At 67.8% G+C, this 26,343-nt stretch carries 24 protein-coding genes; 10 read left to right on the top strand and 14 right to left on the bottom strand.

What is annotated here, in order from left to right; all coding sequences use genetic code 11:
• Positions 1–75: 75 nt before the first annotated feature.
• The 3 genes from oxlT to ASF60_RS02720 form a co-directional block, all read right to left on the bottom strand.
• Positions 76–1,365 carry an oxalate/formate MFS antiporter gene (gene oxlT, locus ASF60_RS02730; RefSeq protein WP_056180109.1) on the bottom strand — a complete coding sequence of 430 codons (1,290 nt, stop codon included), beginning with the start codon at positions 1,363–1,365 and terminating at the stop codon, positions 76–78.
• A 283-nt stretch (positions 1,366–1,648) separates the two neighbouring features.
• Complete coding sequence (locus ASF60_RS02725; RefSeq protein WP_056179816.1) at positions 1,649–2,506, bottom strand: prephenate dehydratase; 858 nt, start codon at positions 2,504–2,506, stop codon at positions 1,649–1,651.
• Between the two features lie 24 nt (positions 2,507–2,530).
• A complete protein-coding gene (locus ASF60_RS02720) occupies positions 2,531–3,274 on the bottom strand; it encodes a 3-deoxy-manno-octulosonate cytidylyltransferase (RefSeq protein ID WP_056179814.1) in 744 nt (247 codons plus the stop codon).
• Positions 3,275–3,620: 346 nt separating this feature from the next.
• Here ASF60_RS02720 and ASF60_RS23380 point away from each other — a divergent pair, with 346 nt between their 5' ends.
• The 6 genes from ASF60_RS23380 (at position 3,621) to ASF60_RS02690 (ending at position 11,028) form a co-directional block, all read left to right on the top strand.
• Entirely contained in the window at positions 3,621–4,481 is an 861-nt protein-coding gene (locus ASF60_RS23380; RefSeq protein ID WP_082507693.1) for a c-type cytochrome, read from the top strand.
• Between the two features lie 258 nt (positions 4,482–4,739).
• The gene (locus ASF60_RS02710) at positions 4,740–6,623 is read left to right on the top strand and encodes an extracellular solute-binding protein (RefSeq protein WP_056179810.1); all 1,884 of its coding nucleotides are present in this window, start codon (positions 4,740–4,742) and stop codon (positions 6,621–6,623) included.
• Positions 6,620–8,482 carry an extracellular solute-binding protein gene (locus ASF60_RS02705; protein WP_056179807.1) on the top strand — a complete coding sequence of 621 codons (1,863 nt, stop codon included), beginning with the start codon at positions 6,620–6,622 and terminating at the stop codon, positions 8,480–8,482. Before ASF60_RS02710 ends, ASF60_RS02705 begins: the two co-directional genes overlap by 4 nt.
• A gap of 10 nt (positions 8,483–8,492) precedes the next feature.
• Positions 8,493–9,596, top strand: a complete 1,104-nt coding sequence (locus ASF60_RS02700; RefSeq protein ID WP_056179804.1) for a microcin C ABC transporter permease YejB — start codon at positions 8,493–8,495, stop codon at positions 9,594–9,596.
• On the top strand, positions 9,593–10,096 hold the full coding sequence (locus tag ASF60_RS02695; protein ID WP_056179802.1) for a GNAT family N-acetyltransferase: 504 nt from the start codon (positions 9,593–9,595) through the stop codon (positions 10,094–10,096). Before ASF60_RS02700 ends, ASF60_RS02695 begins: the two co-directional genes overlap by 4 nt.
• Positions 10,097–10,137: 41 nt before the next feature.
• On the top strand, positions 10,138–11,028 hold the full coding sequence (locus tag ASF60_RS02690) for an alpha/beta fold hydrolase (RefSeq protein WP_056179798.1): 891 nt from the start codon (positions 10,138–10,140) through the stop codon (positions 11,026–11,028).
• Between the two features lie 4 nt (positions 11,029–11,032).
• Here the strand turns inward: ASF60_RS02690 and ASF60_RS02685 are convergent, their stop codons facing one another.
• The 6 genes from ASF60_RS02685 to ASF60_RS02660 all read right to left on the bottom strand — a co-directional run bounded on the left by ASF60_RS02685 (position 11,033) and on the right by ASF60_RS02660 (position 18,577).
• On the bottom strand, positions 11,033–13,117 hold the full coding sequence (locus ASF60_RS02685) for a hypothetical protein (protein ID WP_056179795.1): 2,085 nt from the start codon (positions 13,115–13,117) through the stop codon (positions 11,033–11,035).
• A gap of 25 nt (positions 13,118–13,142) precedes the next feature.
• On the bottom strand, positions 13,143–13,472 hold the full coding sequence (locus ASF60_RS02680; RefSeq protein WP_056179793.1) for a type II toxin-antitoxin system HicB family antitoxin: 330 nt from the start codon (positions 13,470–13,472) through the stop codon (positions 13,143–13,145).
• Positions 13,469–13,729: a type II toxin-antitoxin system HicA family toxin gene (locus ASF60_RS02675; protein WP_056179790.1), complete on the bottom strand. Its 261-nt coding sequence runs from the start codon at positions 13,727–13,729 to the stop codon at positions 13,469–13,471. The genes ASF60_RS02680 and ASF60_RS02675 overlap by 4 nt, the downstream gene beginning before the upstream one ends.
• Positions 13,730–13,802: 73 nt before the next feature.
• Positions 13,803–16,622 (bottom strand): DUF4159 domain-containing protein, encoded by a 2,820-nt coding sequence (locus ASF60_RS02670; RefSeq protein WP_056179786.1) that lies wholly within the window; start codon positions 16,620–16,622, stop codon positions 13,803–13,805.
• A gap of 10 nt (positions 16,623–16,632) precedes the next feature.
• Entirely contained in the window at positions 16,633–17,568 is a 936-nt protein-coding gene (locus tag ASF60_RS02665) for a DUF58 domain-containing protein (protein ID WP_056179782.1), read from the bottom strand.
• Positions 17,569–17,572: 4 nt separating this feature from the next.
• The gene (locus ASF60_RS02660; RefSeq protein WP_056179778.1) at positions 17,573–18,577 is read right to left on the bottom strand and encodes an AAA family ATPase; all 1,005 of its coding nucleotides are present in this window, start codon (positions 18,575–18,577) and stop codon (positions 17,573–17,575) included.
• 230 nt (positions 18,578–18,807) lie between these two features.
• On the opposite strand from ASF60_RS02660, the gene ASF60_RS02655 reads away from it, so the two are divergent.
• From ASF60_RS02655 to ASF60_RS02640, 4 genes are read left to right on the top strand one after another with little or no spacing between them, the layout of a single operon-like run.
• A complete protein-coding gene (locus ASF60_RS02655; protein ID WP_056180105.1) occupies positions 18,808–19,386 on the top strand; it encodes a DUF1285 domain-containing protein in 579 nt (192 codons plus the stop codon).
• Entirely contained in the window at positions 19,383–20,024 is a 642-nt protein-coding gene (locus ASF60_RS02650) for a CoA pyrophosphatase (RefSeq protein ID WP_056179775.1), read from the top strand. Before ASF60_RS02655 ends, ASF60_RS02650 begins: the two co-directional genes overlap by 4 nt.
• Positions 20,025–20,059: 35 nt before the next feature.
• Positions 20,060–20,317 (top strand): DUF6111 family protein, encoded by a 258-nt coding sequence (locus tag ASF60_RS02645; RefSeq protein ID WP_056179772.1) that lies wholly within the window; start codon positions 20,060–20,062, stop codon positions 20,315–20,317.
• Positions 20,314–21,567 (top strand): CCA tRNA nucleotidyltransferase, encoded by a 1,254-nt coding sequence (locus ASF60_RS02640; protein WP_056179768.1) that lies wholly within the window; start codon positions 20,314–20,316, stop codon positions 21,565–21,567. Before ASF60_RS02645 ends, ASF60_RS02640 begins: the two co-directional genes overlap by 4 nt.
• Positions 21,568–21,570: 3 nt before the next feature.
• On the opposite strand, the gene atpC is transcribed toward ASF60_RS02640, so the two are convergent.
• From atpC to atpA, 5 genes are all read right to left on the bottom strand, one after another.
• Positions 21,571–21,972, bottom strand: coding sequence for an ATP synthase F1 subunit epsilon (gene atpC, locus ASF60_RS02635; protein WP_056179765.1), 402 nt, complete (start codon positions 21,970–21,972; stop codon positions 21,571–21,573).
• An 82-nt stretch (positions 21,973–22,054) separates the two neighbouring features.
• Positions 22,055–22,303 (bottom strand): hypothetical protein, encoded by a 249-nt coding sequence (locus ASF60_RS02630; RefSeq protein ID WP_056179762.1) that lies wholly within the window; start codon positions 22,301–22,303, stop codon positions 22,055–22,057.
• 4 nt (positions 22,304–22,307) lie between these two features.
• Positions 22,308–23,768, bottom strand: coding sequence for a F0F1 ATP synthase subunit beta (gene atpD, locus ASF60_RS02625; protein WP_056179757.1), 1,461 nt, complete (start codon positions 23,766–23,768; stop codon positions 22,308–22,310).
• A 45-nt stretch (positions 23,769–23,813) separates the two neighbouring features.
• Complete coding sequence (locus ASF60_RS02620) at positions 23,814–24,689, bottom strand: F0F1 ATP synthase subunit gamma (RefSeq protein ID WP_056179754.1); 876 nt, start codon at positions 24,687–24,689, stop codon at positions 23,814–23,816.
• 119 nt (positions 24,690–24,808) lie between these two features.
• Entirely contained in the window at positions 24,809–26,338 is a 1,530-nt protein-coding gene (gene atpA / locus ASF60_RS02615) for a F0F1 ATP synthase subunit alpha (protein WP_056179751.1), read from the bottom strand.
• Positions 26,339–26,343: the final 5 nt, after the last annotated feature.

Raw genomic sequence — 26,343 nt, 5'->3', positions numbered from 1 at the left:
TCCGCCTACGCGGCTTTGCAGCGTCGGAGCGGGCGCCCGGGTCTCCGGAATTCGGCACCCGGGTGCCCGCGTATCTCAGGCTGCCTGGATCGGACGGGCCGCGACCACCGGCACGGACGTCGGCTCCTCGCTCAGCAAGCGCAGACGCAGCGGCTTCAAGACGAACAGCGCCAGGATCGCCGCCACCACATTGAGACCGACGATGATCGCGAACACCGCCGACCAGCCGTAGCGGGCGGAGATCACGCTGGCGATCGGCACCAGGAACGAGGCCGTCCCCTTCGCGGTGTAGAGCAGGCCGGCATTGGTGGTGGCGAATTTCGATCCGAAGGTGTCGCCACAGGTGGCCGGGAACAGTGAGTAGATCTCCCCGAACACCCCGAAATACACCGCCGTGGCGAACACGAAGACGAGCGGCTGGGTGCCGTAGGTCAGCAGGGTCACGATCGCCAGAGCGGCGATCGAGAAGGCGATGAACATGGTGTTTTCGCGCCCGAGATGATCCGAGACGAAGCCGAAGAACGGGCGTCCGAAGCCGTCGAAGATGCGGTCGAGGGAGATCGCGAAGGTCAGCGCCGCCATCTGTAGGCCGAACAGGCTGACGGGCACGTCCGCGACCTTGAAGTCGTGGGCGATCGGAGCGATCTGCGCCGCCGCCATCAGGCCGCCCGAAGCCACCATGACGAAGATGGCGTACATCAGCCAGAAGACGGGCGTGCGCACCACCTCGCGCGGGGTCCGATCGACCCGGGTCTGGGGCAACCGGACGGTCTTGCGCTGCACCGCCGCCGCGAGGGACGGCTTGCGCAGGAGGAACGACAGAGCAACCACGATGGCACCCTGGCCTAGGCCGAACGTCAGGAAGGCGTCCTGGTAGCCGGAGTCGCGGATCATGTTGGCGATCGGGATCACGGTGACAGCCGCGCCGGCGCCGAAACCGGCCGCCGTGGCACCGGCAGCGAGCCCGCGCCGATGGGGAAACCACTTCAGAGCGTTGCCCACGCACGTGCCATAGACAGAGCCCGCGCCGATACCGCCGATGACGGCCGCCGCGTACAGCACGACGAGTGAATCCGCATGGGCATTGAGGAACCAAGACAGCGCGATCATCACGCCGCCGAAGCAGACCACGAGGCGCGGACCATAACGGTCGACGAACCAGGCCTCCACCGGCACGAGCCACGTCTCGGTAGCGACGAAAACCGTGAAAGCGAACTGGATCGCGGTACGACCCCATTGAAACTTGGCATCGATCGGGTCGACGAAGAGAGTCCAGCCGTACTGGAGGTTGGCGATCATCGCCATGCACAGCACGCCGAAGGCGAGTTGCCACCACTTGGCGGACGCTGGGTCCTGACGTTCCATCCCGGATTCCTTCTTGATCGGTTCTTGAACGACCGACCGGGACAGCATGCACCAAAATTCTTTGTATGCAATATACCAGGGATTAGATTATTAGTTTGCTCGTGTTGCGCGTTCCGGCGGGGCGCCTCACGGCTCCGTCGTGCACGATCCTGCACGACGGGAGGACATCATATGGCGTTTTAACGCTTGCCAGCCCGGACGCTGCGGCGCGTCTCATGCGCCGCGGCGGTTTCCGAACGCGATCCAGGGACGGCGCTTCATCGTAATGCCGACGATGCGAACGCTACTCGGCGGCGACCCGGCTCGCCTCGCGGTAGGGATGGGCCGGATAGGTCCCGATGATGCGGACCTCGCGCGAGAAGTAGGCGAGTTCGGCCAGCGCGCGCGACAAGCCCGGCTCCTCCGGATGGCCATCGACCTCGGCGTAGAACTGCGTTGCCGAGAATTGGCCCTCGATCATGTAGCTCTCGAGCTTCGACATGTTTACGCCATTGGTGGCGAAGCCGCCGAGCGCCTTGTAGAGGGCCGCCGGGATGTTTCGGACCCGGAACACGAAGCTCGTGACGATGGGACCGGTTTCCGCCGCGACCGGCTCCGGCTCGGGCGAGAACACCACGAAGCGGGTGGTGTTGTGGCTTTCGTCCTCGACGTCGCGCTCCAGGATGTCGAGGCCGTAGACCTCGGCGGCGAGGGCCGGAGCCAGGGCGCCGCGCGTCCGATCGCCCGCCTCCGCCACCTCCCGCGCCGCCCCGGCGGTGTCGCCGGCGACGATGGCGCGGACCCCGAGGCGCCGGATGATCTTCCGGCACTGTCCGAGGGCGTGGACGTGGCTGTGCACGGTGTGGATGGTCTCGACCGGCGTCCCGGGCAGCACCATCAGCTGAAAATGGATCGGCAGGAAGTGCTCGGCCACGATGTGCAGGCCCGAGGTCGGGATGAGGTGGTGAATGTCGGCGACACGGCCCGCGATCGAATTCTCGATGGGGATCATCGCCCGGTCCGCCCGGCCCTCCTTCACCGCCGCGAAGGCGTCCTCGAAGGTCGGGCACGGCAGCGGCGTCCAGTCCGGATAGGCCTGGGCGCAGATGATATGGGAATTCGCGCCGGGCTCACCCTGGTAGGAGATGGTGCGGTGGGGCATGGCGGGCAGGTCTCTCGCGTGCGGTCAGTTCAGGCGGCGGGCCGACAGGATGGCGCGCGCCCGCTCCAGGTCGGCGGGGGTGTCGACGCCGAGCGGCAGGTCGTCGACGATGATGGCATCGATTCGCATGCCGGCCTCGAGGGCGCGGAGCTGCTCCAGCTTTTCGCGGGTCTCGAGCTCGCCGGGCGGCAGCGCCATGAAGCGCGCGAGCGCCTTCCGGCGATACGCGTAGAGGCCGATGTGGTGATAGAGCGGCCCCTCCCCCCACGGCGCCGAGGCGCGGCTGAAATAGAGCGCCCGCAAGCGGCGCGTGCCGACGGTGTGGCCGATCAGCTTGACCACGTTAGGGTCGTGCCGCTCGGCCTCGTCGGTAATCACCGCGCAGAGGGTGGCGATGTCTACCGTACGGTCCATCAGCGGCAGGATCGCGGCCCCGATGATCCCGGGATCGATGGTCGGCAGGTCGCCCTGCACGTTCACCACGACATCGTGGTTGCCCTGCGGATCGATGATGTCCAGGGCCTCCGCCAGGCGGTCGGAGCCGGAGGGATGATCGGCCCGAGTCAGCACCGCGAGGCCGCCGACGGCCTCGATGGTCTCGACGATGGTCGGCGTATCGGTCGCGACCACGACCGGGCCGATGCCGGATTCGACGGCCCGGCGCCAGACATGCACGATCATCGGCTCGCCGGCGATGTCGGCCATCGGCTTGTTGGGCAGGCGGGTCGCGGCCATGCGCGCGGGAATGAGGACGATGGGATCGGACATCAGTGCAAGGTCCTGTTCCGGATGAGCCCGGTGCTTAACAGTGGCCGTGTGCGATGTCATGCCGTGGCGCGCAGCGATGCCGTGGCGCGAAGCGCATCGTCTCGCCACGAACCCCGGATGCGGGAAACGGGCTTCGGGAACCCGTTCCGCACGACCGCGTCTCAACAAGTGAGGGATGTAGGCGACACCCAGGTCTCTGCGACTCCGCGAAGCGCGACTCCACCATTGTCAAGGTCGGGCCTCAGCAGTTAAGCACCCTCGAGCGTTTCCAAAGTCCGCCGCATTCACGCGCTGGACTTCGCCCTGAATTCTCCCCCTCAGGCCGGCCGCACCGGAGTTGTCGAGAATGGACTCTTTCGAGCTGAACAAGGTCGCGGGTGCCGCGCTGGGCGCGCTGCTGTTCGCCGTGGGGTCGGGCTTCGTTGCCGAACTGATCTATCACCCGAAACCTGCCGGCAACGCCGGCTACGCGCTCCCCGAACCGCAGCCGAAGGCCGCCGGCGGTGGGGCACCCGAGGCGAAGGTCGAGCCTCTGCCGATCCGGCTCGCCAGCGCCACCGTCGACAAGGGACAGTCCGCGGCCAAGAAATGCGCCTCATGCCACAGCTTCGAGAAGGGCGGCCCCAACAAGGTCGGCCCCCATCTCTGGGGCGTGGTCGATCGCCAGCGGGCGCATGAGCCGGGCTTCGAATATTCGGCCGCGCTGAAGGAGAAGGGCGGCACCTGGACCTACGACGAACTCGACCATTTTCTGGCCAACCCGAAGGGTTACGTCCCCGGCACCAAGATGGCCTTCGCGGGCATCACCTCGCCGACCGAACGGGCCGACGTGATCGTCTATCTGCGCAGCCTTGCCGACACCCCGGCCCCACTGCCGGCTGCCGACGCGAAGGCAGAGGGCGACAAGCCGGCAGAAGCCAAGCCGGCCGATAAGCCGGCCGAGGCCAAGCCGGCGCCGGATTCGAAGCCCGCCGCCGAGGTTCGTCGCGAGCAGACGCCGAAGCCCGCCGATGGCGCGAAGCCGACCGAAGATCAGAAGCCCGAGGTCAACAACCCGGCGACCGCCGCCCAGCCCACCGTCGCAGGCGAGAAGGCGAACCCGCCCGCCTCCGTGAAGCCGGCCGACGACACGCCGGTCGGGGCTGCCCCAGCCGCGCCGCCGGCACCGGCCGCGACCGTTCCGGCCGAGAAGCCCGCGCAGCAGTAATCCCCGCAGATTGCGAGACGGGAGAAGGCCGGGCATCGCCCGGCCTTTTTTGTTTGCCGCCGTGCTCGCATCCATCCGAGAGGGTCACCGCTCGTCCTGCCGCACGCCCCCGCTGGGTGCTTCGCGCACGCGCCAACTTCTCCTGCGCGCACGCGCCGGCTTGGCGTTCGCCGCCCGTCCGTCCTAGAACACCCGCCTGCCGTCGCCGGTGAGGCGATGGGACCGCGACCCCCGGAATCCGGAGACCGCCTGCCCGTGATGCGAACAGCCCTGATCGGACGCCTTCTCGCCGCCCTCGCCTTCCTGGCCTTGGGCCTGCCTGCCAGGGCCGAGCCCGATCCGCCGGCCGCCACGCCGAAGGGCGAGTGGGTCCCCGCGATCACCCTGATGGGCGCGCCGAAATACGGCCCCGATTTCAAGCATTTCGAGTATGCCGACCCGAACGCCCCGAAGGGCGGTCTCGTGCGCCTTGGCGCCCAGGGCGGCTTCGACAATTTCAACTACGTCGTCTCGGGCCTCAAGGGCGATCTGGAAGGCGGCGTCCTTCAGATCTACGATACCCTGATGACGGAATCGGCCGACGAGCCGTTCACCTCCTATGGCCTCCTGGCCGACGGTGTGCGCCTCGCCGACGATCTCTCCTCGGTGTCGTATCGCCTTCGCGACGGGGCGAAGTGGCATGACGGCCAGCCGATCACGCCGGATGACGTGGTCTGGTCCTTCGACATCCTGAAGGCCAACAGCCCGTTCTATTCGGCCTATTATCAGACCGTGACCAAGGCGGCTGTCACCGGCCCGCGGGAGGTCACCTTCACCTTCTCGGAGGCGGGCAACCGCGAACTGCCGCAGGTGCTCGGCCAGCTCCGTGTGCTGCCCAAGCATTGGTGGACCGGCACGGATGCGCAGGGGAAACCGCGCGATCCGACGCAGACCACCCTGGAGATCCCCCTCGGCTCCGGCCCCTATCGCTTGGCAAAATTCGAGGCCGGGCGCAGCGCCACCTACGAACGGGTAGCGGATTACTGGGGCAAGGACCTGCCAGTGAACGTCGGCCGCAACAACTTCGGCACGATGCGCAACGAGTATTTTCGCGATGCCACCGTGCTGATCGAGGCTCTGAAGGGCGACCTGTTCGATTTCCGGGCCGAGAACATCGCCCGGAATTGGGCCACCGCCTACGACACCTTCCCGGCCGTGAAGGAGGGCCGCCTGATCAAGGAAGAATTCCCCGATCGCGGCAACGGCACCATGCAGGCCTTCGTGTTGAACACCCGCCGGGCGAAGTTCAGCGATCCGCGGGTGCGCCGGGCCTTCAACCTCGCGATGAACTTCGAGGAAATGAACCGGTCGCTGTTCTTCGGCCTCTACAAGCGCATCGACTCCTATTATTTCGGATCGGAGCTGGCGTCCTCGGGGCTCCCCCAGGGCGATGAGCTGGGGATTCTGGAGAGCGTCAAGGATAAGGTCCCGGCCTCGGTCTTCACCACCCCTTACACCAACCCGGTGAACGGCAGCCCGGAAGCCGTGCGGGCCAACCTGCGCGAGGCCGTCGGTCTGCTGAAGCAGGCGGGATACGAGCTGCGCAACGGCCAGATGACCGACGTGAAGAGCGGAGAACCGCTTACCGTCGAGTTTCTGGAATTCCAGAGCGTGTTCGAACGGGTCGTGCTGCCGTTCGCGGCGCAGCTGAAGCTGATCGGCATCAACAGCAGCCTGCGGGTGATCGACCAAGCTCAGTACCAGAACCGCCTGCGCGCCTTCGACTTCGACATCACCACGAGTTCCTGGCCGCAATCGCTGTCGCCGGGCAACGAGCAGCGCGAGTTCTGGGGCTCGGCCGCCGCCGACAAGCCCGGTTCGCGCAACCTCATCGGCATCAAGGACGCGGCCATCGACGCTCTGGTGGAGAAGGTGATCTTCGCGAAGGATCGGCCGGGTGTCCTTGCGGCGACGCATGCCCTCGACCGGGTGCTGCTGGCTCACAATTACGTGGTGCCGCAATGGGGCTCCAACGTCTCGCGCACCCTGCGCTGGAACCGTTTCGGCCATCCGGCGGTGCTGCCGAAATACGGTAGCTCGGGCTTCCCGGCGACGTGGTGGTACGACGAGGCACTGGCGGCGAAGACCGGGGCACCACGGTGAGCGCCGGCTGTCCGACCCGCCGCGCCGTTGTCGCGGGGGCCGGAGCCCTCGGGGTTTCCCTGGTGCTGCCGGCACCGGTCCGCGCAGCGGTCCGCACCAGTCATGGCCTGTCGAGCTTCGGCGACCTGAAATACCCTGCCGACTTCCCGAACTTCGACTACGTCAATCCGGATGCGCCGCGTGGCGGCCGGTTCTCGGCGCAACTCGCCTCCACCCTGGGCAACCAGGCCTCCGATACCTTCAACACGCTGAACATCTACGTCCTGCGCGGTGACGGCGCCGCCGGCATGAACCTGACCTTCGATTCCCTGATGGTGCGGGCGCTGGACGAGCCGGATGCGCTCTATGGCCTCCTCGCCCGCTCGGTGGAGATCTCAGAGGACGGCCTGACCTACCGCTTCGCCTTGCGGCCGCAGGCGCGCTTCCACGACGGCTCGCGCCTCACCGCCCACGACGTGGCGGCGTCGATGCGCCTCCTCAAGGAGAAGGGCCACCCTGAAATCGCGCAGGTGATCCGCGATCTCGACGAGGCCGTCGCCGAGGACGACGCCACGATCGTGCTCCGTTTTGCGAAGGGCCGCAGCCGCGACCTGCCGCTCTTCGTCGCCACCCTGCCGGTGTTCTCGGCGGCCTACTATGCCAAGCGCGATTTCGAGGCCTCCTCCCTGGAGCCGCCTCTTGGCTCGGGTCCCTATCAGGTCGGGCGCCTGGAGGCAGGCCGCTTCATCGAGCTGGAGCGGGTCAAGGACTATTGGGGCGCCGAGCTGCCGGTGAATGTCGGCCAGAACAATTTCGACGCCATCCGGTACGAGTATTTTCGCGACCGTCAGGTGGCCTTCGAGGCCTTCAAGGGCGGTGCCTTCACCTTCCGGGAGGAGTTCACCGCACGGGTCTGGGCCACGGGTTACGACTTCCCCGCCGCGCAGGAGGGCCGCGTCCGCAAGGAGGTGGTGCCGGATGCGCGGCCCTCGGGTACGCAGGGCTGGTGGATCAACACCCGGCGGGAGGCATTTCGCGATCCCCGCATCCGGGAGGCGATCGGCCTGTGCTTCGACTTCAACTGGTCGAATGCCAACCTAATGTACGGCGCCTACCTGCGCACCGTCTCCTACTTCGAGAACTCTGAGCTGAAGGCCACCGGCCGGCCCGCGCCCGAGGAACTGGCCCTCCTCGATCCCTTGCGCGGCGATCTGCCGGCCGAGGTGTTCGGCGAGGCCTGGAGCCCACCCGCATCCGACGGCTCGGGCCAGGATCGCGCCCTCCTCAGCCGCGCCGTGGCGCTCCTGCGCGAGGCGGGCTGCACCCGAGACGGGGGAGTGGTCCGCCTGCCCTCCGGCAAGCCCCTGGAAATCGAGTTCCTCGACAACGACCCGGTGTTCCAGCCGGTGACGCAGCCATTCATCCGCAATCTCGGTCTGATCGGCATCCGCGCCAGCATCCGGCTGGTGGATCCGTCGCAATATCAGGCCCGCGTCAAGGATTTCGACTTCGATCTCACCGCCCGCCGATTCGGCAGCGGGCTGACGCCCGGTCCCGAACTGCGCGAAGCCTACGGATCGCGCAGCGCCGGCACACCGGGATCGAACAACCTGGCGGGCATCACCAGCCCGGCCATCGACGCGCTTATCGAGCGGGTGACGGAAGCGACCTCGCGCGCCGACATGGTCCACGCCGCGCGGGCCCTCGACCGGGTGCTGCGCTCCGGCCGCTACTGGGTGCCGATGTGGTACAAGGCCGATCACCGGCTGGCGCTGTGGGACGTCTACGGCCGGCCCGCCAAGGGGCCGACCTACGATCTCGGCGCGCCGGGCGTCTGGTGGTACGATGCCGCCAAGGCGCGGCGCATCGGCCGAACCTGAGGATCCTCCCTTGCTCGGCTACATCCTGCGCCGCATCGCCCTGATGGTTCCGACCATCTTAGGGATCATGCTCATCACCTTCGTCATCGTGCAGTTCGCTCCAGGCGGGCCGGTGGAACGCGTGCTGGCGCAGTTGCAGGGCCAGAACGAAGGCAGCCTGTCGCGGGTCAGCGGCGGGGCCGGAGATCTCGGAGGCGCGGCGCGAAGTGCCGGAAGCGGCGACGCGAGCGCCCGCTATCGCGGCGCGCAGGGGCTCGACCCGGCCTTCATCAAGAAGCTCGAGCAGCAATTCGGTTTCGACAAACCGGCGCCCGAGCGCTTCGCCAAGATGATCTGGGACTATGCCCGGTTCGATTTCGGCAACAGCTACTTTCGCGATGTATCGGTGCTGCAGCTCATCCGCGAACGCCTGCCGGTGTCGATCTCGCTCGGCTTGTGGATGACGCTGATCTCCTACGCGATCTCGATTCCACTCGGGATCCGCAAGGCCGTCCAAGACGGCTCGCGCTTCGACCTCTGGACTTCGACCATCGTCATCATCGGCTATGCGATTCCGAGCTTCCTGTTCGGCATCGCGCTGATCATTCTGTTCGCCGGCGGCTCGTTCGTACAGATCTTCCCGATCCGGGGCCTGACCAGCGAGAACTTCGAATCCTTGAGCCTGTGGGGCAAAGCGGTCGATTACGCTTGGCACATGACGCTGCCGCTCACCGCCCTGGTGCTCGGCGCCTTCGCGACCTCGACCCTGCTGACCAAGAACTCCTTCCTCGACGAAATCCGCAAGCAATACGTGATCACCGCCCGGATGAAGGGTCTGTCCGAGCGGCGGGTGCTGTACGGGCACGTCTTCCGCAACGCCATGCTGATCGTCATCGCGGGCTTCCCGGCGGCCTTCATCTCGGCCTTCTTCACGGGATCGCTGCTGATCGAGACGATCTTTTCCCTCGACGGGCTCGGACTGCTGTCCTTCACCTCGATCGTCGGGCGCGACTATCCGGTGGTGTTCGCGACCCTGTACATCTTTTCCCTGCTCGGGCTGGCGGTGAACCTGCTCTCCGACCTGATCTACACCTGGATCGACCCACGCATCGACTTCTCGGCCCGGGCGACGTGACCACCCTTCCTCTCGTCATCCGACACGAGCACCCCGGGGACGCAGACGCGATCGAGCGGCTTCATGCGCGTGCCTTCGGCCCCGGCCGCTTCGCCCGCACCGCCTATCGCCTGCGCGAGGGCACACGGCCGGTGGCCGATCTGTGCTTCACCGCCCTGGTGGGCACCTACCTCGTCGGCTCGGTCCGGGTCGGCCCGGCCGAAGCCGTCGGTCCGCTCCTGGTGCTGGGGCCCCTCACCGTCGATCCGAGCTTCGAGGGGCGGGGTATCGGCGCCTCGCTGATGACGGCCTGTCTCGACGCGGCGACGGCAGCCGGCCACGGCCTCGTGATCCTCATCGGCGACGCACCGTATTACCGGCGCTTCGGTTTCGCGCCGATCCCGCCCGGGCGCCTCCTTCCGCCCTCCTCCGTCGATCCCGCGCGCTTCCTGTGGCGCGCATTGCGTCCGGGCGCGGCCGAGGCCGTCTCGGGGAACGTCACCGCCCTCCGGACGCGTTGACCCGTCTGACGCGGCCTTCGGCGTCGCAGGGAGTCGACGCGATGGATCACACCGGAATTCGGCACGACACGATCACGGCCAACGGCATCGCGCTCCACGTCGCGCGCCTCGGCCAGGGCCGGCCGCTGGTGCTGTTGCATGGCTGGCCGGAATTCTGGCTGACCTGGGAGCCGGTGATGCGGCGCCTCGCAGACCGCTTCGAACTGATTGTACCGGATCTCCGCGGTTTCGGCGCCAGCGAGAAGCCGGATCCGCTGCCATCCGACAAGGTGGGCGCGGAGGTCCATGCCGCCGATGTGGTGGCGCTGCTCGACGCCCTCGGCCTCGACCGCGTCGGCATCGTCGGCCACGATGTCGGGGCCTCCGTGGTTCAGGCGCTGGCCCGGGCGGCCCCGGATCGGTTGACCGGGCTCTTCACCTTCAACTGCCCTTACCCGGGCATCGGTCCGCGCCTTGCGGCTCCCGGGATGCTCGCCGAAATCTGGTATCAGTCCTACCACGTGAAGCCGTTCGCGGCGGCGCAGGTCGGCGCCTCGCGCGAAGGCTGTCGGCTTTATATCGGTCACTTCCTGCGCCACTGGGCCGGCGGCAACCCATCCGCCTTCGACGCTGTGCTGGAGGCCTTCACGGACAACTTCCTCGCCCCCGGCAACCTCCAGGGCGGCTTCAACTGGTACGTCAGTTCACAGGCCGGCCGCCTGGCGATGATCCGGGGCGAGACGCCCGCATTGCCCCCGATCACGGTGCCGACCTGCGTCCGCTGGGGCGAGTCCGACCCGCTCTTTCCCTATGCCTGGACGGACCGCCTCGGCGAGACCTTTTCGGATCTCGACCTCGCACCGTTGCCCGGCGTGGGGCACTTTCCCCATCGCGAGGACCCCGACCGGGCCGCTGCCGAGATCGCCGGGTTTTTCGCGGGGCTGCCAGCGTGAGGTTTCACGCCGCCCGCCCGCGCCGGCCCTCCACCAGCCACATCGCCAGGACGGCGCCGGCCAGGGCGACGAGCGCCCAGAGGCCGAGCGCCAAGGGATAGACTTCGACGCCGCGGATGTTGGCGCTGTCGCTGGGGCGGAAGCCGATCCAGTCGGCGCCGCTGAGGCGGCCGCTGCGGACGGATTGCAGGCGCGGCACCACCGTGCCGCTGGCGGCATCGGCGATGCGGCGGATCGAGCCGCCGGTGCCCTCCGCGAGGGTCTTCAGGCGATCGGTGTCGCTGAACACGTCGGCGAGTTCGCGCGGGTTCGGTGGGCCGACGCTGACGAAAGCGACGAGGCTGCCGGAGCGGAGGGTATGGAGGCCGAGTTCGGTCGCCTCGAAGGTGGTCGAGAACAGCCCGGGCTCGCCCTGCATCAGCGTCAAGGTGCGCTGGCTGCCGGTCGGACCCGTGACGGTGACGGGCTCGGCCGTGTCGGCCATGGTCTGGCGCTCGACGCGGACCTCGCGACCATGGCCCGTGGTCTGCGCCCGAAGGGCTTCTTCCTCCAGGGCCGGCTCCTTCATCAGCCAGTGGCCGAGGCGGCGCAGCAGGTCGAGATAGGGGCCACCCTCCTGATATCCGCGTGCCCAGAGCCAGGCATGGTCCGAAGTTAGCAGGGCGACGCGACCCTTATCCTCACGCGACAAGGCCAGCAGCGGCAGGGCGTTCGGCCCCTGCAGGATCGGCTGAATGCCCGGCCTCACCTGCGTCGAGACGATACGGAGCCAGTCGCCCCAGGCCGGCGGCGAGGCTTCCGACCCCGGCAGGGCCCGGGTCACGGGATGGCGGTTTCCGATGTTCGTCAGCGCCGCCTTGTAGGGTTGCTCGATCACCCTCCCGTTCGGCTCGCCGGGCAGGATCGCGGCCAGCCGCGTGCGCGCAAGGCTGGCGGACGAGGCGAATTCGGGACCGGCGGCGATCAGCAGGGCCCCGCCCTCGCGGACGTAGCGGACGATGTTGTCGAAATAGGCCGAAGGCAGCACGCTCTGGTTGGCGTAGCGGTCGAAGATGATGAGATCGAAATCCTTGATCTTCTGAACGAACAGCTCGCGCGTCGGGAAAGCGATCAGGGAGAGTTCGGAGATCGGCGTGCCGTCCTGCTTCTCGGGCGGCCGCAGAATGGTGAAGTGAACGAGATCGACGTTGGCGTCGGATTTCAGCAGGTTGCGCCAGGTGCGCTCGCCCTGGTGCGGCTCTCCCGAGACGAGGAGTACGCGCAGCTTCTCGCGGATGCCCTCGATGGGCAGGACCGCGCGGTTGTTGATGGTGGTCAGTTCGCCCGGCAGGGGCTCGACCTCGATCTCCACGACGTTCGGACCGCCATGCTCGATCCGCATGGTGAGGGAGAAGGGCTGGCCGGTAGGGAAGGTACGGCGCCCGACCTCCTCGCCGTCGCGACGCACGGTGACGGCGGCGCTGCCGGTTCCACCGCGCTCCATCACCTCGGCCCGGATGGTGAGGTCGCGCCCGACGATGCCGAAGCGGGGCGCCTCGATCAGCTTGATCTGGCGGTCGCGCTCGTCCGGGTGGCCGGTGACGAGGACATGGAGGGGACCCTTGAGGCCCAGCGCCGCCACCGAGGCCGGTATATCGTGCACGACGCCGTCCGTCAGCATCACGACGCCGGCCAGCCGTTCGGCTGGGACATCGGCCAGAGCCTGAGACAGGGCGGTGAACAGCCGGGTGCCTTCGTCGCCATCCTTGGCGTCGGGCACTTCGATGAAGCGCGGCTCGATGTTGGTGAGTGCCCCGAAACGGCGCTGCAATTCGGCCCGCACCGCATCGGTCATGGCCGGGCGATCACCGAGGGCCTGCGAACCCGAGCGGTCGACCACGATGGCGGCGATGTCCTTCACGGGCTCGCGATCCTCGCGCACCAGCGCGGGGTTGGCGATCGCCAGCAGCACCAGCGCGAGCGCCAGCGCCCGCAGGATCGCGACCCGGCCGCGGGCCAGGAACGCAAGACCGGCGAAGACCGCGACCAGGATGCCGAAACCGATCAGGACCGGCCAGGGCACGAGGGGCGTGAAGCTGAGGCTCAGCATGGGCGGATGGCCTCCCGAGCCAACGTCATATCGTCGCCCGTTCGAGGGTGCGGGCAACCCACTTGTTCAGACTGATGCCGGCCCTCTTCGCAGCCGAGACAACGGCGCGATGGAGAACCGGCTCGACACGAACGACGAACTGGCCCGAATAGGGCTTCTCGGGTTCTTCACCCCGCTCGGCGCAAAAGACCAAGTAGTCGTCGATGCTGTCGGAAAATGCTTTCTTCAGCTCATCGACGGATCGGCCTTGGAAGGTCACCACATCGCGCATGTCGATGACCTCACCGTGGAAGAGTTCGGCATCTTCGTCATATTCGACGACGGCTTCGTAGCCCTTGCAATGCATGATCGTCATGGCGTGGTCTCGGCCTCGGTCAGAAAGCGCCTCATAGACTTTACCGCGCCTTTGTCTGTCTCCTTTTGGGGATGCGGACGGTGAAACACTGCCCGCACTCCGTTCAGCGCGATCCTGACGCGTGAACCGCGCCCTTCCTCGATCTCGGCACCGAGCGCCCTCAGCATCGCTTCGATATCGTTCCAGACGATGCCGGACCGGACCGGATCGGCGAAGATTGCTTCCAGGATTGAGCGGTGTCGTCCACTCACCTTCATGTAGTATCACTTTTCAGTATCGCAATCCTCTTGTCCTGGATGGTCCGTGCCAGATCGGCTCGGCGGCCGGCTATCACTGACCCAGGCGCTCCAAGAGCGCGGGAACATGGACCTGATCGGCTTTGTAGTTGCCGGTCAGGGTGTAGATCACGAAATTGATGCCACCCCGGAAAGCCATCTCGCGCTGGCGCTGGTCGCCACCGACGATGGGGTAGAGCGGTTCGCCCCGCTTACCCACAGCCCAGGCCGCCGCGAGGTCGTTGCTCGTGATCACGATGGGCGAGACACCATCGCCCGCACGCGCCGGACGGCGCTCGGCGCCCTCCCCCGCCGGAGGCAGGGTCTCGACCCAGGTCTGGCCGGTCGCGTAGCGGCCGGGGAAATTGTCGACGAGATAGAACGCCTTGGTCAGGACGTGATCCGGTGGGACCGGCTCGAGCTCCGGCACCTCCAAGGTCGACAACATCTTGCGCAGGTAGGCCGCCTCCGGAGTCGGCGGACCGCCGGGCCGCGCGGTGAGAGCGTCGCGGGTATCGAAGATCACGGTGCCGCCGTTGCGCATGAAGGCGTCGATACGGCGGATCGCGGCTTCGCTCGGCTGCGGACGTCCAGCCACGATGGGCCAGTAGATCAGCGGATAGAATGCAAGCTCATCCTTGGCGGGATCGATCCCGATCGGATCGCCCGGCTCCAGGGCGGTGCGGCTCGCCAGCATCTGGGTCAGGCCCGAAAGCCCGGCGCGGCTGGCGGTGTCGGCCGCCTCGTCGCCGGTCACCACATAGGCGAGGCGGGTGGCCAGCGCCGAGTCGAAGGCGCCCGCCCGCGCCGTCTGGCCCTGCTGCGCCTGCACAGGACCGGGCAGGCCCACCAGGGCACCGAGCGCCAGAACGGCCAGAACGATCGCGGCCGGACGCGATACGAAGCCCCGTGCGCGCCGGAGGAAGCCGCTGAGCCAGAGGCCCGCAAGGGTATCGAGAATGAGGAGCATCAGAGCCAGAGTGAAGAGGGAGGCGCGCAGATCGAGGGTTTCAGCGCCGGCCAGAGACCCGACGCGCGCGCCGGACAGGGCGGCGAAGTCGAGAGGTTTGAGCCGGTCGGCGGGGGCCAGAGCGTTGACCGCGATGCCGCCATCGACAGGGCCGTAGAAGCCCGGCGGATGCTCCAGGGTGGCCCGCTCGCTGGAATCGGCTGAGACCGCGATCGCTCCGGCCGGCGGAGTGCCGAGCGCTCCGAATCCGTCGAGGGTGAGGCGCGGGGCCAGCACGGCGGTAGCCCGGGCCCCGGCATCGCCGGACGGCAGTGCCTTGGCGCCGGCGAGATTCACCACCCGGCGCAGCATGTCGATGAACAGGCCGGACAGGGGCAGGTTCGACCAGGTCGTGTCGGCGGTGACGTGGAACAGCACGACGAGACCCTGGCCCCGCTTCTGGGCGGTCACGATCGGTGTGCCATCCTGAAGCGAGGCCCATGTCCGGCCCGGCAGCTCGCCGTCGGGCTCGGCCAGGATCTGGCGACGCACGCCGATATCGGCCGGCGGCGTCAGACCCGCGAAGGGACTCTCGGGGGCGAAGGGCGCCAGGGTCTTCGGGCTGTCCCAGGACAGGGTTCCGCCGAGAGTCCGGCCGCCGCGGCGAAGACGCACCGGCACCAGGGGATCGTTGCCGGCGGCCAGGCGCGGCCCGGCGAAGCGCAGCAGGAGGCCGCCCTCGTCCACGAACTGCTCGACACGGGCGAGGGTCGGTCCGTCGAGCGCGCCGACATCAGCCAGGACGAGAACAGAAACCTGATTGTCGAGGAGCTGGGTGATCGACTCGGCGACGCTCTTGGCCCCACGCGGCTCCTGCACGTCGGCGTAGGGGCTCAGCGCCCGCGACAGGTAATAGGTCGGCGCCAGGAGTGGCTGGGCCTCATCGCTGGTACCGCCGAAGATGAGGCCGACGCGCCGGCGCTTACCGCGCTCGTCGACCAGCGTCACGGCACCGGCGGAGCGCTCCGCAGCGATCTCGATCCGGCTGATGCTGTTGCGCAGCTCCACCGGCAGGTCGAACCCGATTTCGGTGTCGAACGCCTCCGGCGCAAAGGTGAAGCTCTGCTCGGCCAGCGGCAATCCCTTCTGATCGAGGGCGCGCACCAGCCCAGTATCACGACCGTTCGGACCGGCACGCAGGACATGAGCGGTAAGCCGCCCGCTGGCCTCGGCTGCCGACAGCGCCAAGGCCGGTGGACGGTCGGCCTTCAGGATCGTCAGGGACGCGCCGCGTGCGGCGACAAGATCACCCAGGCGCTTGCCGAAGACGTCCTCGCCGGAACCGGCGACGCCGTCGCTGATCCACAGGATGGCGGCGGCGGGGCTGCGCTCCAGGAACGCGGCCAGGGCTGGCAGATGCGTCTCACGGTCGGCGAGGTGCGGCCGGGGCGCGATGGCGCGCAGGCGTTCGAGCGCAGCCGCCGGGACCTTCGCCTCGACGGGCGCCGTCGGGTCGGCCAGGGCGGTCACCGCCACCGGCCGGCCGTCGCGCGCGGCCCCCTCGACCGCGTCGGTTGCAACGCGGAGACGTTCGCGCCAGTCGTGGGCCGAGGTAAAGCCGTTGTCGAGCATGACGAGGAGCGGTGTGCGCCCCGTCGCGGCCCCCGTACCGGACGGATTCCACACCGGGCCGGACACCGCCAGGATCAGGGCGGCCGCCGCCAGAAGGCGCAGGATCAGGAGCCAGGGCGGGGTCCGGGCCGGCGTCTCACGCCGACCGAGCAGATCGGCCATGATCGCGAGCGGTGGGAAGTCGATGCGGCGCGGGCGCGGCGGCGTCACCCGCAGCAGGAACCACAGTGCCGGAAGGGCAATGAGAGCGGCGAGCGCCAGCGGCGCGGCGAAGGTCAGGGGCAATCCGAGCATGCGGCGATCCTCAGCCGGTCCCGCGCGCCGCCGCCACGAGGGTGAGGAGGCGCAGGGCCGCCTCGCTCGCCGGGCGGTCGGTGCGATGGATCGTCAGGGTCCAGCCCTGGCTGCGGGCGATCTCCGCGAGGCGATCGCGATGGGCGGCGATCCGGAACCGGTAGGCCTCGCCCCAGGCGCCGGCATCGCCGACGTTCAGGCTGAGGCTCGATTCGGGATCGTGCAGGACCGCCTGGCCAGAAAACGGAAAGGTCTCCTCGACCGGATCGACGATCATCACGAGGTGGCCGCGGGTGCCCCTTCCGGCAAGGCGGTCCACGGAGGCCTTCACGGCATCCGGCGGCGACAGGAAATCGCTGATCAGTACGGCCTCGTCGAACCGCCCGGGCGTCGCGCGCGGCGGCGCGTCGTCATCCTGCCCCTTGGCGTCGGCGACCAGGGCCTGCGCCATGGTCTCGACGATGCGGCGGGAAGCCGTTGCGCGGGTGAGCCCAAGCAGGCCGGTGCGTTCCCCGCCCTCCACCAAAGCGTCGGCCAGTGCGAAGCCGAGGACCAAAGCGCGCTCGACCTTCGGGGATTGCGCCAAGTGGGAGGCGAACCCCATCGAGGCCGAGCGGTCGATCCAGAACCAGATGTTGTGGGTGGCTTCCCACTCGCGCTCGCGCACATAGAGCCGGTCGTCGCGGGCCGAGCGGCGCCAGTCGATGCGCGCGGCGGCCTCGCCGGCCACGAACGGCCTGAATTGCCAGAAGCTTTCGCCCGACCCGGCCCGACGTCGGCCGTGGATGCCATGGGCCAGTGTCGAGGACACCCGGCGCGATTCGAGGATCAGACGTGGCATCCGCTCGGCCAGCGCGAGAGCGCTTTCGGTCTCGCGGCGTCCCGGATTGCGGGCGCTCCGGTCGAGAACCTGGGTCGCGCCGCCGCCGGGCCGGAAAGTCGCCATGCCGTTAGAGCTTGCCGGCGAGCTGGGCGATGAGGCCCGAAATGGTCTCGCCGTCGGCACGCGCCGCGAAGCTGAGCGCCATGCGGTGCTTCAGCACCGGCTCGGCCAGCGCCTTCACGTCGGCGACGGAGGGCGCAACGCGTCCCTCGATCAGAGCGCGAGCGCGCACCGCCAGAGTCAGAGCCTGACTGGCGCGTGGACCCGGTCCCCACAGCAGCTTGCCCTTGAGGGAGGGATCCCCGTCCTCCGGCCGCGCGGCACGCACGAGGTCGAGGATGGCATCGACCACTGCGTCGCCCACCGGCAGGCGGCGCACCAGGCGCTGGGCCGTTAACAGCGCCTCGGTGGACATCACGGCCACCGGCTTGTGTTCGTCGATTCCGGTGGTCTCGATCAGGATGCGGCGCTCGGCGGCACGATCGGGATAGCCGACATCGATCTCGAGGAGGAACCGATCGAGTTGGGCCTCGGGCAGCGGGTAGGTCCCTTCCTGCTCGATCGGGTTCTGGGTCGCGAGCACGTGAAAGGGTCGCGGCAGATCGTGGCGTTCGCCCGCCACCGAGACGAAATGCTCCTGCATGGCCTGAAGCAAAGCCGATTGGGTGCGGGGGCTGGCGCGGTTGATCTCGTCCGCCATGAGAAGCTGGGTGAAGACCGGCCCTTTGACGAAACGGAACGAGCGGTGCCGGTCGGCATCCTCGTCGAGAATTTCAGTGCCGAGGATGTCGGAGGGCATCAGGTCCGGCGTGAACTGCACCCGCCGGGCATCGAGCCCGAGTACGGTGCCGAGGGTCTCGACGAGCTTCGTCTTCGCCAGACCCGGCAGCCCGACGAGGAGGCCGTGGCCGCCCGCCAGAATTGTGACGAGGGCGAGGTCGACCACCTGCTCCTGGCCGAAAATCACCTTGTGGATCGCCTCGCGCGCCTGCCCCACCGATCCGAGACAGGCTTCCGCCGTGGCGACGATGCCGTCATCGAGGGGAGTGGCCGGCTGGGAGCCCTGGATCATGCGTGTCGGTCCTGGCGTCTCGGCGCCGGCCGTCGAGGGCCGGGTGCCGCGGGAATACGCGAACAATGCGCGGGCCTGTCAGCGACCCTCAACGCGGGAGTGTGGCGCCCTTTCCCGCACGCTGGCAAGGTCGGCGCGACGACGCAGGGTTCAGTCCTGCGCGAGCGGCTCACGGGCGAGGCAAGCGGTCGTATCGTGTTCTCCCTATCCAGATGCGCTATCTAGCGTTCATGACCGACCCCGCCGCCGCCGTCGGAGATCCGACGATCGACCGACTCCGTTCCGCCCTCGGGAGCGCGACACGGCGCGGCCCGCCGCCGGTGGAGCGCTGGAACCCGCCCTTCTGCGGCGCCATCGACATGCGGATTGCTGCCGATGGCACTTGGCACCACGACGGCGCTCCGATTCGCCGGCCTGCCCTGGTCAAACTCTTCGCCTCGATCCTGCGGCGCGAGCCCGACGGCAGCTTCGTGCTGGTCACCCCCGTGGAGAGCGTCGGCATCACGGTCGAAGACGCGCCGTTCGTGGCCGTCGAGATGGCCATCGAGGGCGACGGTCCCGACCGGCGTATCGCTTTCCGCACCAATGTCGACGATCTGGTCCCGGTGGGTGCCGACCACGGCTTGCGGTTCGCGCAGGATGCTGCCGGAGGCCTGCGCCCCTATGTCCATGTCCGCCGGGATCTCTGGGCCCTGCTCACCCGGGCGCTGACCTACGACCTGTTGGCGCTCGCCGAGGACCGTGAAGGTTGGCTCGGCGTCGAGGCCGGCGGCCTCTTCCACCGCATCGCGCCCGCCGAGAGCGCATGACGCACGACGTCGCGCTGACGGACCTCCTCGCCCGGGCCGCCGACCACCTGTCCTTCGAACCGCCGGGCGAGGGTGACCCGACGGCGAACCCCCGCGGCGACCACGACCTCGATGGCGCCGATGACGCCGTGGTGCCGGGGCCGCCCCATCGGCGCGCCGCGGTGCTGGTACCGGTGCTGCCCCGCGCCACGGGGCCGAGCGTCCTGTTCACCGTGCGCGCCGCGCACCTGCGCGACCATTCGGGCCAGATCGCGTTTCCGGGCGGCAAGATCGACGCCGACGATCCGACTCCGGCCGATGCCGCCCTGCGCGAGGCGCGGGAAGAAGTCGGCCTGACAGCCGATGCGATCCGGGTGCTGGGTTATCTTGATCCGTATCTGTCGGCCACCGGCTTCCTGGTCGTCCCGGTCCTCGGACTGGTTGACCCGGAGGCGCGCCTGAACCTGAACCCCGACGAGGTCGCCGCGACTTTCGAGGTTCCGCTGGCGCACCTCCTCGATCGGACACAGCGCCGCATCGAGAGCGCGGAATGGCGCGGACGCCGGAGGCGTTACTATGTCACCCTGTATGGGCCGTACCGGATCTGGGGGGTGACCGCCGGAATTCTGAACAACCTCCAAGAGCGGCTCTACCCCTGACCCGGCGTTCAGATCGTCCACTTCAAAAGCGTCTCATGATTCGTCGCGTCCTCGAAGAATTCCTGATTTTCCTCTCGCCGTTCCTTGTCTTCGCGTTCTTTCTCGCGATCACCGGGCGCAAGCCCTATGACCGCGCCCATTGGACCGGACAGGCCTTCCGGTTGACTCTGGCCGGCCTCGGCCTCGTCATCCTCTCCTTGGTCGCGATCGGGCTCTTCAGCGAGCGGCATCGCGGGGGCTACGTCCCACCTCACCTGGAGAACGGACAGGTCGTGCCCGGTCGGTTCCAGTGAGCGAGCAGGCGTTCCATTCAGCAGCCCACGACACCCGAGGGCTCGCGCATCTCCTCAAGCGGCCCGGTGTTGGACGGGTGCTCACAGCCCTGACGCGGGACGGAGAGGCGACCCGCCTCGTGGGCGGCTGCGTCCGCGATGCGCTGCTCGGGCGCATCGGCGACGACATCGACCTCGCCACCACGCTGCAGCCGAACGACGTGATCGCGTGCGCCGAGCGCGCTGGACTTCGGGCGATCCCGACCGGCATCGAGCACGGCACCGTGACACTGCTCGTCGGCGACACAACCTTCGAGGTCACCACCCTGCGTGAGGATGTGGAGACCGATGGGCGCCACGCCGTGGTCCGGTTCGGCCGGGATTTCGCCCTGGATGCCCAGCGCCGGGACTTCACCATCAACGCGCTTTCCCTCGATGCCGAGGGCCGGCTGCATGATACGACAGGCGGGGTGGATGACCTTCGAGCCGGGCGCGTCCGATTCATCGGTGAGGCTCGGACGCGCATCCGCGAAGACGCCCTGCGCATCCTGCGCTTCTTCCGGTTTCATGCCCGCTACGGGGCAGGTCGCCCCGACCCGGAGGGGCTCGCGGCCTGCATCGAAGCGCGGGATGCCCTGGATGGCCTGTCCCGCGAGCGGGTCCGCGCGGAGTTCTTGAATCTACTGCGGGCGCCGGGAGCAACGGCTGCCATCAAAACCCTGAGCGAGACCGGCTTGCTGATGCGCCTGATCGGGGGCCTCGGCGATCTCGGCCGGTTCAACCGCGTCGTCAAGGACGGGGCCGACAACGCGGAGATCGACAGGCTGGCGTCCCTGGCGGTGTTCTCCGCCGCCGATGCCGAACGCCTCGGACTGGCGCTGCGGCTCTCAAAGGCAGAGCAGGCTGCCCTCACGGACTATGCCAGTGCGGTGGCCGCCCTGCATGGTCGTGTCGTCATCGATTCCCGTGAGATCCGCCGGCTTGCCGCGTGCCACTCCACAGCGGCACTGGCCCTGGCCCGACGAGTGACCCGCGGCGAAGGCCCTTCGGTGTGGTCACCGGACGCCACAACGTATCTCGACGATGTGGAGGCTGGGCGAGTGGCGGCGCCGAGGCTTCCGCTCACGGGAGCCGATCTGGTGGCGCGCGGGGTACGGCCGGGGCCGGAGATCGGCCGTCGCCTCGCGAAAGCGCGCGACCTTTGGCTCGAGCGCGGATGCCCCGAGGACGAAGCCGCGCGCAACGATCTGCTCGCGCGCGCGACCGCGTAGGCGCTAAAAGTTGAGGGCGACCTTGGCGTCGCGAAGCTGGACGATCTGACCGGTCAACTCGTCCTTACGGGCGAAGTCCTCGGTGGCATCACGCAGCATTTCGATCGCCTCGATGTCACGGTCGAGGGATTCCTGCGTGATTTCCTCGAAGGGGTTCGCCCGCTCCGCGATGACCGTCACCGAGGTCGGGCCGATATCGGCAAAACCGCCGCGGACGAGAACGCGCTTACCGGTGTGACCAACCTCGTTGATCACGATCACGCCGACCTTGAGCGCCGTGAGCACGGGGGCGTGGCCGGGGAGAACGGTCATTTCACCCTCGACACCGGGCAGCTGAACCGCCTCGATCGGGCCGGAATACACGGTCCGCTCGGGGCCGACGAAATCGAACTGGAAGGTGGCCATTTGGTCGAGGATCCCGGTTCGGGGTGTCTGTTTGGAGTGACGGCGCGCCATGCCTCGGTGGCGCGCGCCGTCCGCTTCGTCGTCAGGCGCCGCGACGATCGGCAACGAAGCCGATCCCGAGGCCCAGCACCGCACCGATGACAGCGAAGATGCCGATATGTTGCATCTGGCCCGTGGTCAGGGAGCCGCCGCGCGTACCAGCCGGTGCATCTCCCTGAACTTCGAGGCTGAACGAGCCGATCTTGATCTCGGCAGCCTCGGGCCGGGTGAGATACCCGGCCAGACCGCCGACCACGAGACCGACCAGCAGTAGAACGATCTTGGAGTTCAAGACCTCAGGCCGCCGCAGCGATCTTCTTCGCCTTTTCCTTGGCGTCCTCGATCGTGCCGACCATGTAGAACGCCGCCTCCGGCAGGTCGTCGTAGTCGCCGTTCACGAGGCCCTTGAAGCCCTTGATCGTGTCAGCCAGCGGGACCTGGATGCCCGGCGAGCCGGTGAAGATCTCGGCCACCGAGAAGGGCTGCGAGAAGAAGCGCTCGATCTTGCGGGCGCGGGCGACGGTCAGCTTGTCCTCTTCCGAGAGCTCATCCATGCCCAGGATCGCGATGATGTCCTGAAGGGCCTTGTAACGCTGCAGGGTCTGCTGGACGCGGCGGGCGACGTCGTAATGCTCCTCGCCGAGAACGGCGGGGTTGAGCATGCGCGAGGTGGAGTCCAGCGGATCCACGGCCGGGTAGATGCCCTTCTCGGCGATCGAGCGCGACAGCACGGTGGTGGCGTCGAGGTGGGCGAACGAGGCGGCGGGCGCCGGGTCGGTCAGATCGTCGGCCGGCACGTAGATGGCCTGCACCGAGGTGATCGAGCCCTTGGTGGTGGTGGTGATGCGCTCCTGCAGGGCGCCCATGTCAGTGGCGAGCGTCGGCTGGTAGCCCACGGCCGACGGGATACGACCGAGCAGCGCCGACACTTCCGAGCCGGCCTGCGTGAAGCGGAAGATGTTGTCCACGAAGAACAGCACGTCCTGACCCTGGTCGCGGAAGTCTTCCGCGATGGTCAGGCCGGTGAGCGCGACGCGCGAGCGGGCGCCGGGGGACTCGTTCATCTGGCCATAGACCAGGGCGCACTTGGAGCCTTCCGCCGAGCCGTTGTGCTCCTTCGGGTCCATGTTCACCTTGGACTCGATCATCTCGTGGTAGAGATCGTTGCCCTCGCGGGTGCGCTCACCGACGCCGGCGAAGACCGAGTAGCCGGAGTGAACCTTGGCGATGTTGTTGATCAGCTCCATGATCAGCACGGTCTTGCCGACGCCGGCGCCGCCGAAGAGGCCGATCTTTCCGCCCTTGGCGTAGGGAGCGAGCAGGTCGACCACCTTGATGCCGGTGACGAGGATCTGCGACTCGGTGGACTGCTCGGAATAGGCGGGGGCCGGCTGGTGGATGGCGCGGAGCGTGTCAGACTGGATCGGGCCGGCCTCGTCGATCGGCTCGCCGATGACGTTCATGATGCGGCCGAGGGTGTTGAAGCCGACCGGAACCTTGATGGCCTCGCCGGTGTCGGTGACCTCCTGGCCGCGGACCAGACCTTCCGAGGTGTCCATGGCGATGCAGCGCACGGTGCTCTCGCCAAGCTGCATTGCGACCTCGAGAACGAGGCGGCTGCCGTTGTTCTTGGTCTCCAGGGCGTTCAGGATCTCGGGCAGGTGGCCGTCGAAGTGAACGTCGACCACGGGGCTGATGACCTGGGTGATCTTGCCGACCTTGCTTGAGCCGGCGCCGGGGAGAGCGGTGTTCGCCATGTTACGGGTCCTTTGAAAATGGTGTGGTCAGGGCGTCGGGTGCGCTTAGAGCGCTTCGGCGCCCGAGATGATCTCGATGAGTTCCTTGGTGATCATGGCCTGACGCGTCCGGTTGTAGATCTGCGTCTGCTTCTTGATCATCTCGCCGGCGTTGCGCGTGGCGGAATCCATGGCACCCGTTCGGGCGCCCTGCTCGGAGGCGGCGTTCTCGAGGAGTGCCCGGAACACCTGAACGGTCAGGTTGCGCGGAAGCAGCGTATCGAGGATCGCCTCCTCGCTCGGCTCGAACTGGAGCGCGGCGTCGGGTGCGGTGGCACCCGTCTCCGGCAGCTCGGCGGGGATCAGCTTCTGGGCGGTCGGAATCTGCGAGATCACCGAGCGGAAGCGCGAGTAGAACAGGGTCGCAACATCGAATTCACCGGCATCGAAGCGGGCGATGATGCTGTTGGCGATCTCGGCAGCGAACTCGTAATCGACCGCCTTGTTGCCGCGCAGATCGCGGTTCTCGATGATCTCGTCACGGAACTGGCGACGGAGCAGGTCGTAGCCCTTCTTGCCGACGGTGATGATCTTCACCGTCTTGCCTTCGGCCGCCAGCCTACGGGCGTGGTCGCGGGCGAGACGTGCAATCGAGGAGTTGAAACCGCCGCACAGGCCGCGATCGGCCGTGCACACGACGAGCAGGTGCGTCTTCTCAGAACCGGTTCCAGAGAGGAGCCGAGGACCCTGGACGCCGCCCACCAGGTTGGCCGCGAGGTTTCCGAGAACCTGGGACATCTTCTCGGCGTAGGGGCGCGCGCTTTCGGCAGCCATCTGGGCCCGCCGCAGCTTGGCGGCGGCGACCATCTGCATCGCCTTGGTGATCTTCTGCGTGCCCTTCACCGAAGTGATGCGGTTCCGCAGATCCTTCAAACTCGCCATGGGGTGACTTCCAGATCCATCCGCTGCCGCTCAAGGCGAGACGCCCGAACGACCCGGGCGCCTGCTCTCACTGAGATCCGGCCACCCTGGGGCGGCCGGTTTCGCTTTCGTGGCGCGCCTCAGGCGAGCGACTTGGCGACGCTCTCGACGACGCCCTTCAGCGTCTTGGCGCTGTCGTCCGACAGATCCTTCGAGTCGCGGATTTTGGTGAGAAGGTCGGCGTGCTTGGTCCGGAGGGCCGAGAGCAGAGCGTCCTCGAAGGGGCGAACCTTATTCAGCGGCAGGGTGTCCAGGTACCCGTTCACACCGGCATAGATCACCGCAACCTGCTCTTCCATCTTGAGCGGCGAGAACTGCGGCTGCTTCAGGAGCTCGGTCAGGCGCGAACCACGGTTCAGGAGCTTCTGGGTCGAGGCGTCGAGATCGGAGCCGAACTGCGCGAACGCGGCCATTTCGCGGTACTGCGCGAGCTCGCCTTTGATCTTGCCGGCGACCTTCTTCATCGCCTTCGTCTGGGCCGACGAGCCGACGCGGGAAACCGAGAGGCCGACGTTCACCGCCGGACGGATGCCCTGGTAGAACAGATCGGTCTCAAGGAAGATCTGACCGTCGGTGATCGAGATCACGTTGGTGGGAATGTAGGCCGAGACGTCGTTGGCCTGGGTTTCGATGACCGGCAGCGCGGTCAGCGAGCCGTTGCCGGCAGCGTCGCCCATCTTGGCGGCGCGCTCGAGCAGACGCGAGTGCAGGTAGAACACGTCGCCCGGGTAAGCCTCGCGGCCCGGCGGGCGGCGCAGGAGCAGAGACATCTGGCGGTAGGCCACGGCCTGCTTGGAGAGATCGTCATACACGATCACGGCATGCATGCCGTTGTCGCGGAAATACTCGCCCATGGCGCACCCGGCGAAAGGCGCGATGAACTGCATCGGCGCCGCGTCGGAGGCGGTGGCGGCGATGACGATCGAGTACTCGAGCGCACCGTTGTCTTCCAGCGACTTCACGAACTGGGCGACGGTGGAGCGCTTCTGGCCGATGGCGACGTAGACGCAATAGAGCTTGGCGTTCTCGTCGGTGCCGGCATGGGCCGGCTTCTGGTTCAGAATGGTGTCGAGGGCGATGGCGGTCTTGCCGGTCTGGCGATCGCCGATGATCAACTCGCGCTGGCCGCGGCCGACGGGGATCAGGGCATCGATGGCCTTAAGGCCGGTGGCCATCGGCTCATGCACCGACTTGCGCGGGATGATACCCGGGGCCTTCACGTCGACGCGACGACGCTCGGTGGTGGCGATGGGACCCTTGCCGTCGATGGGGTTGCCGAGCGCGTCGACGACGCGGCCGAGCAGCGCCTTGCCGACCGGTACGTCCACGATGGCGCCGGTGCGCTTGACGGTCTGGCCTTCCTTGATGTCGCGGTCGGACCCGAAGATCACGATGCCGACGTTGTCCTGCTCGAGGTTGAGAGCCATGCCGCGCACGCCCGACTCGAACTCGACCATCTCGCCAGCCTGGACGCTGTCGAGGCCGTAGGCGCGGGCGATGCCGTCACCGACGGACAGAACCTGACCGACCTCGGTGACTTCGGCTTCCTGGCCGAAGTTCTTGATCTGATCCTTCAGGATCGCGGAGATCTCGGCGGCGCGGATATCCATCGTCG

Source organism: Methylobacterium sp. Leaf113, from assembly GCF_001423325.1.
GTDB lineage: Bacteria > Pseudomonadota > Alphaproteobacteria > Rhizobiales > Beijerinckiaceae > Methylobacterium.
The sequence above is the reverse complement of the archived record's forward strand: the minus strand, read 5'-3'. Positions and strand labels throughout refer to the sequence as shown.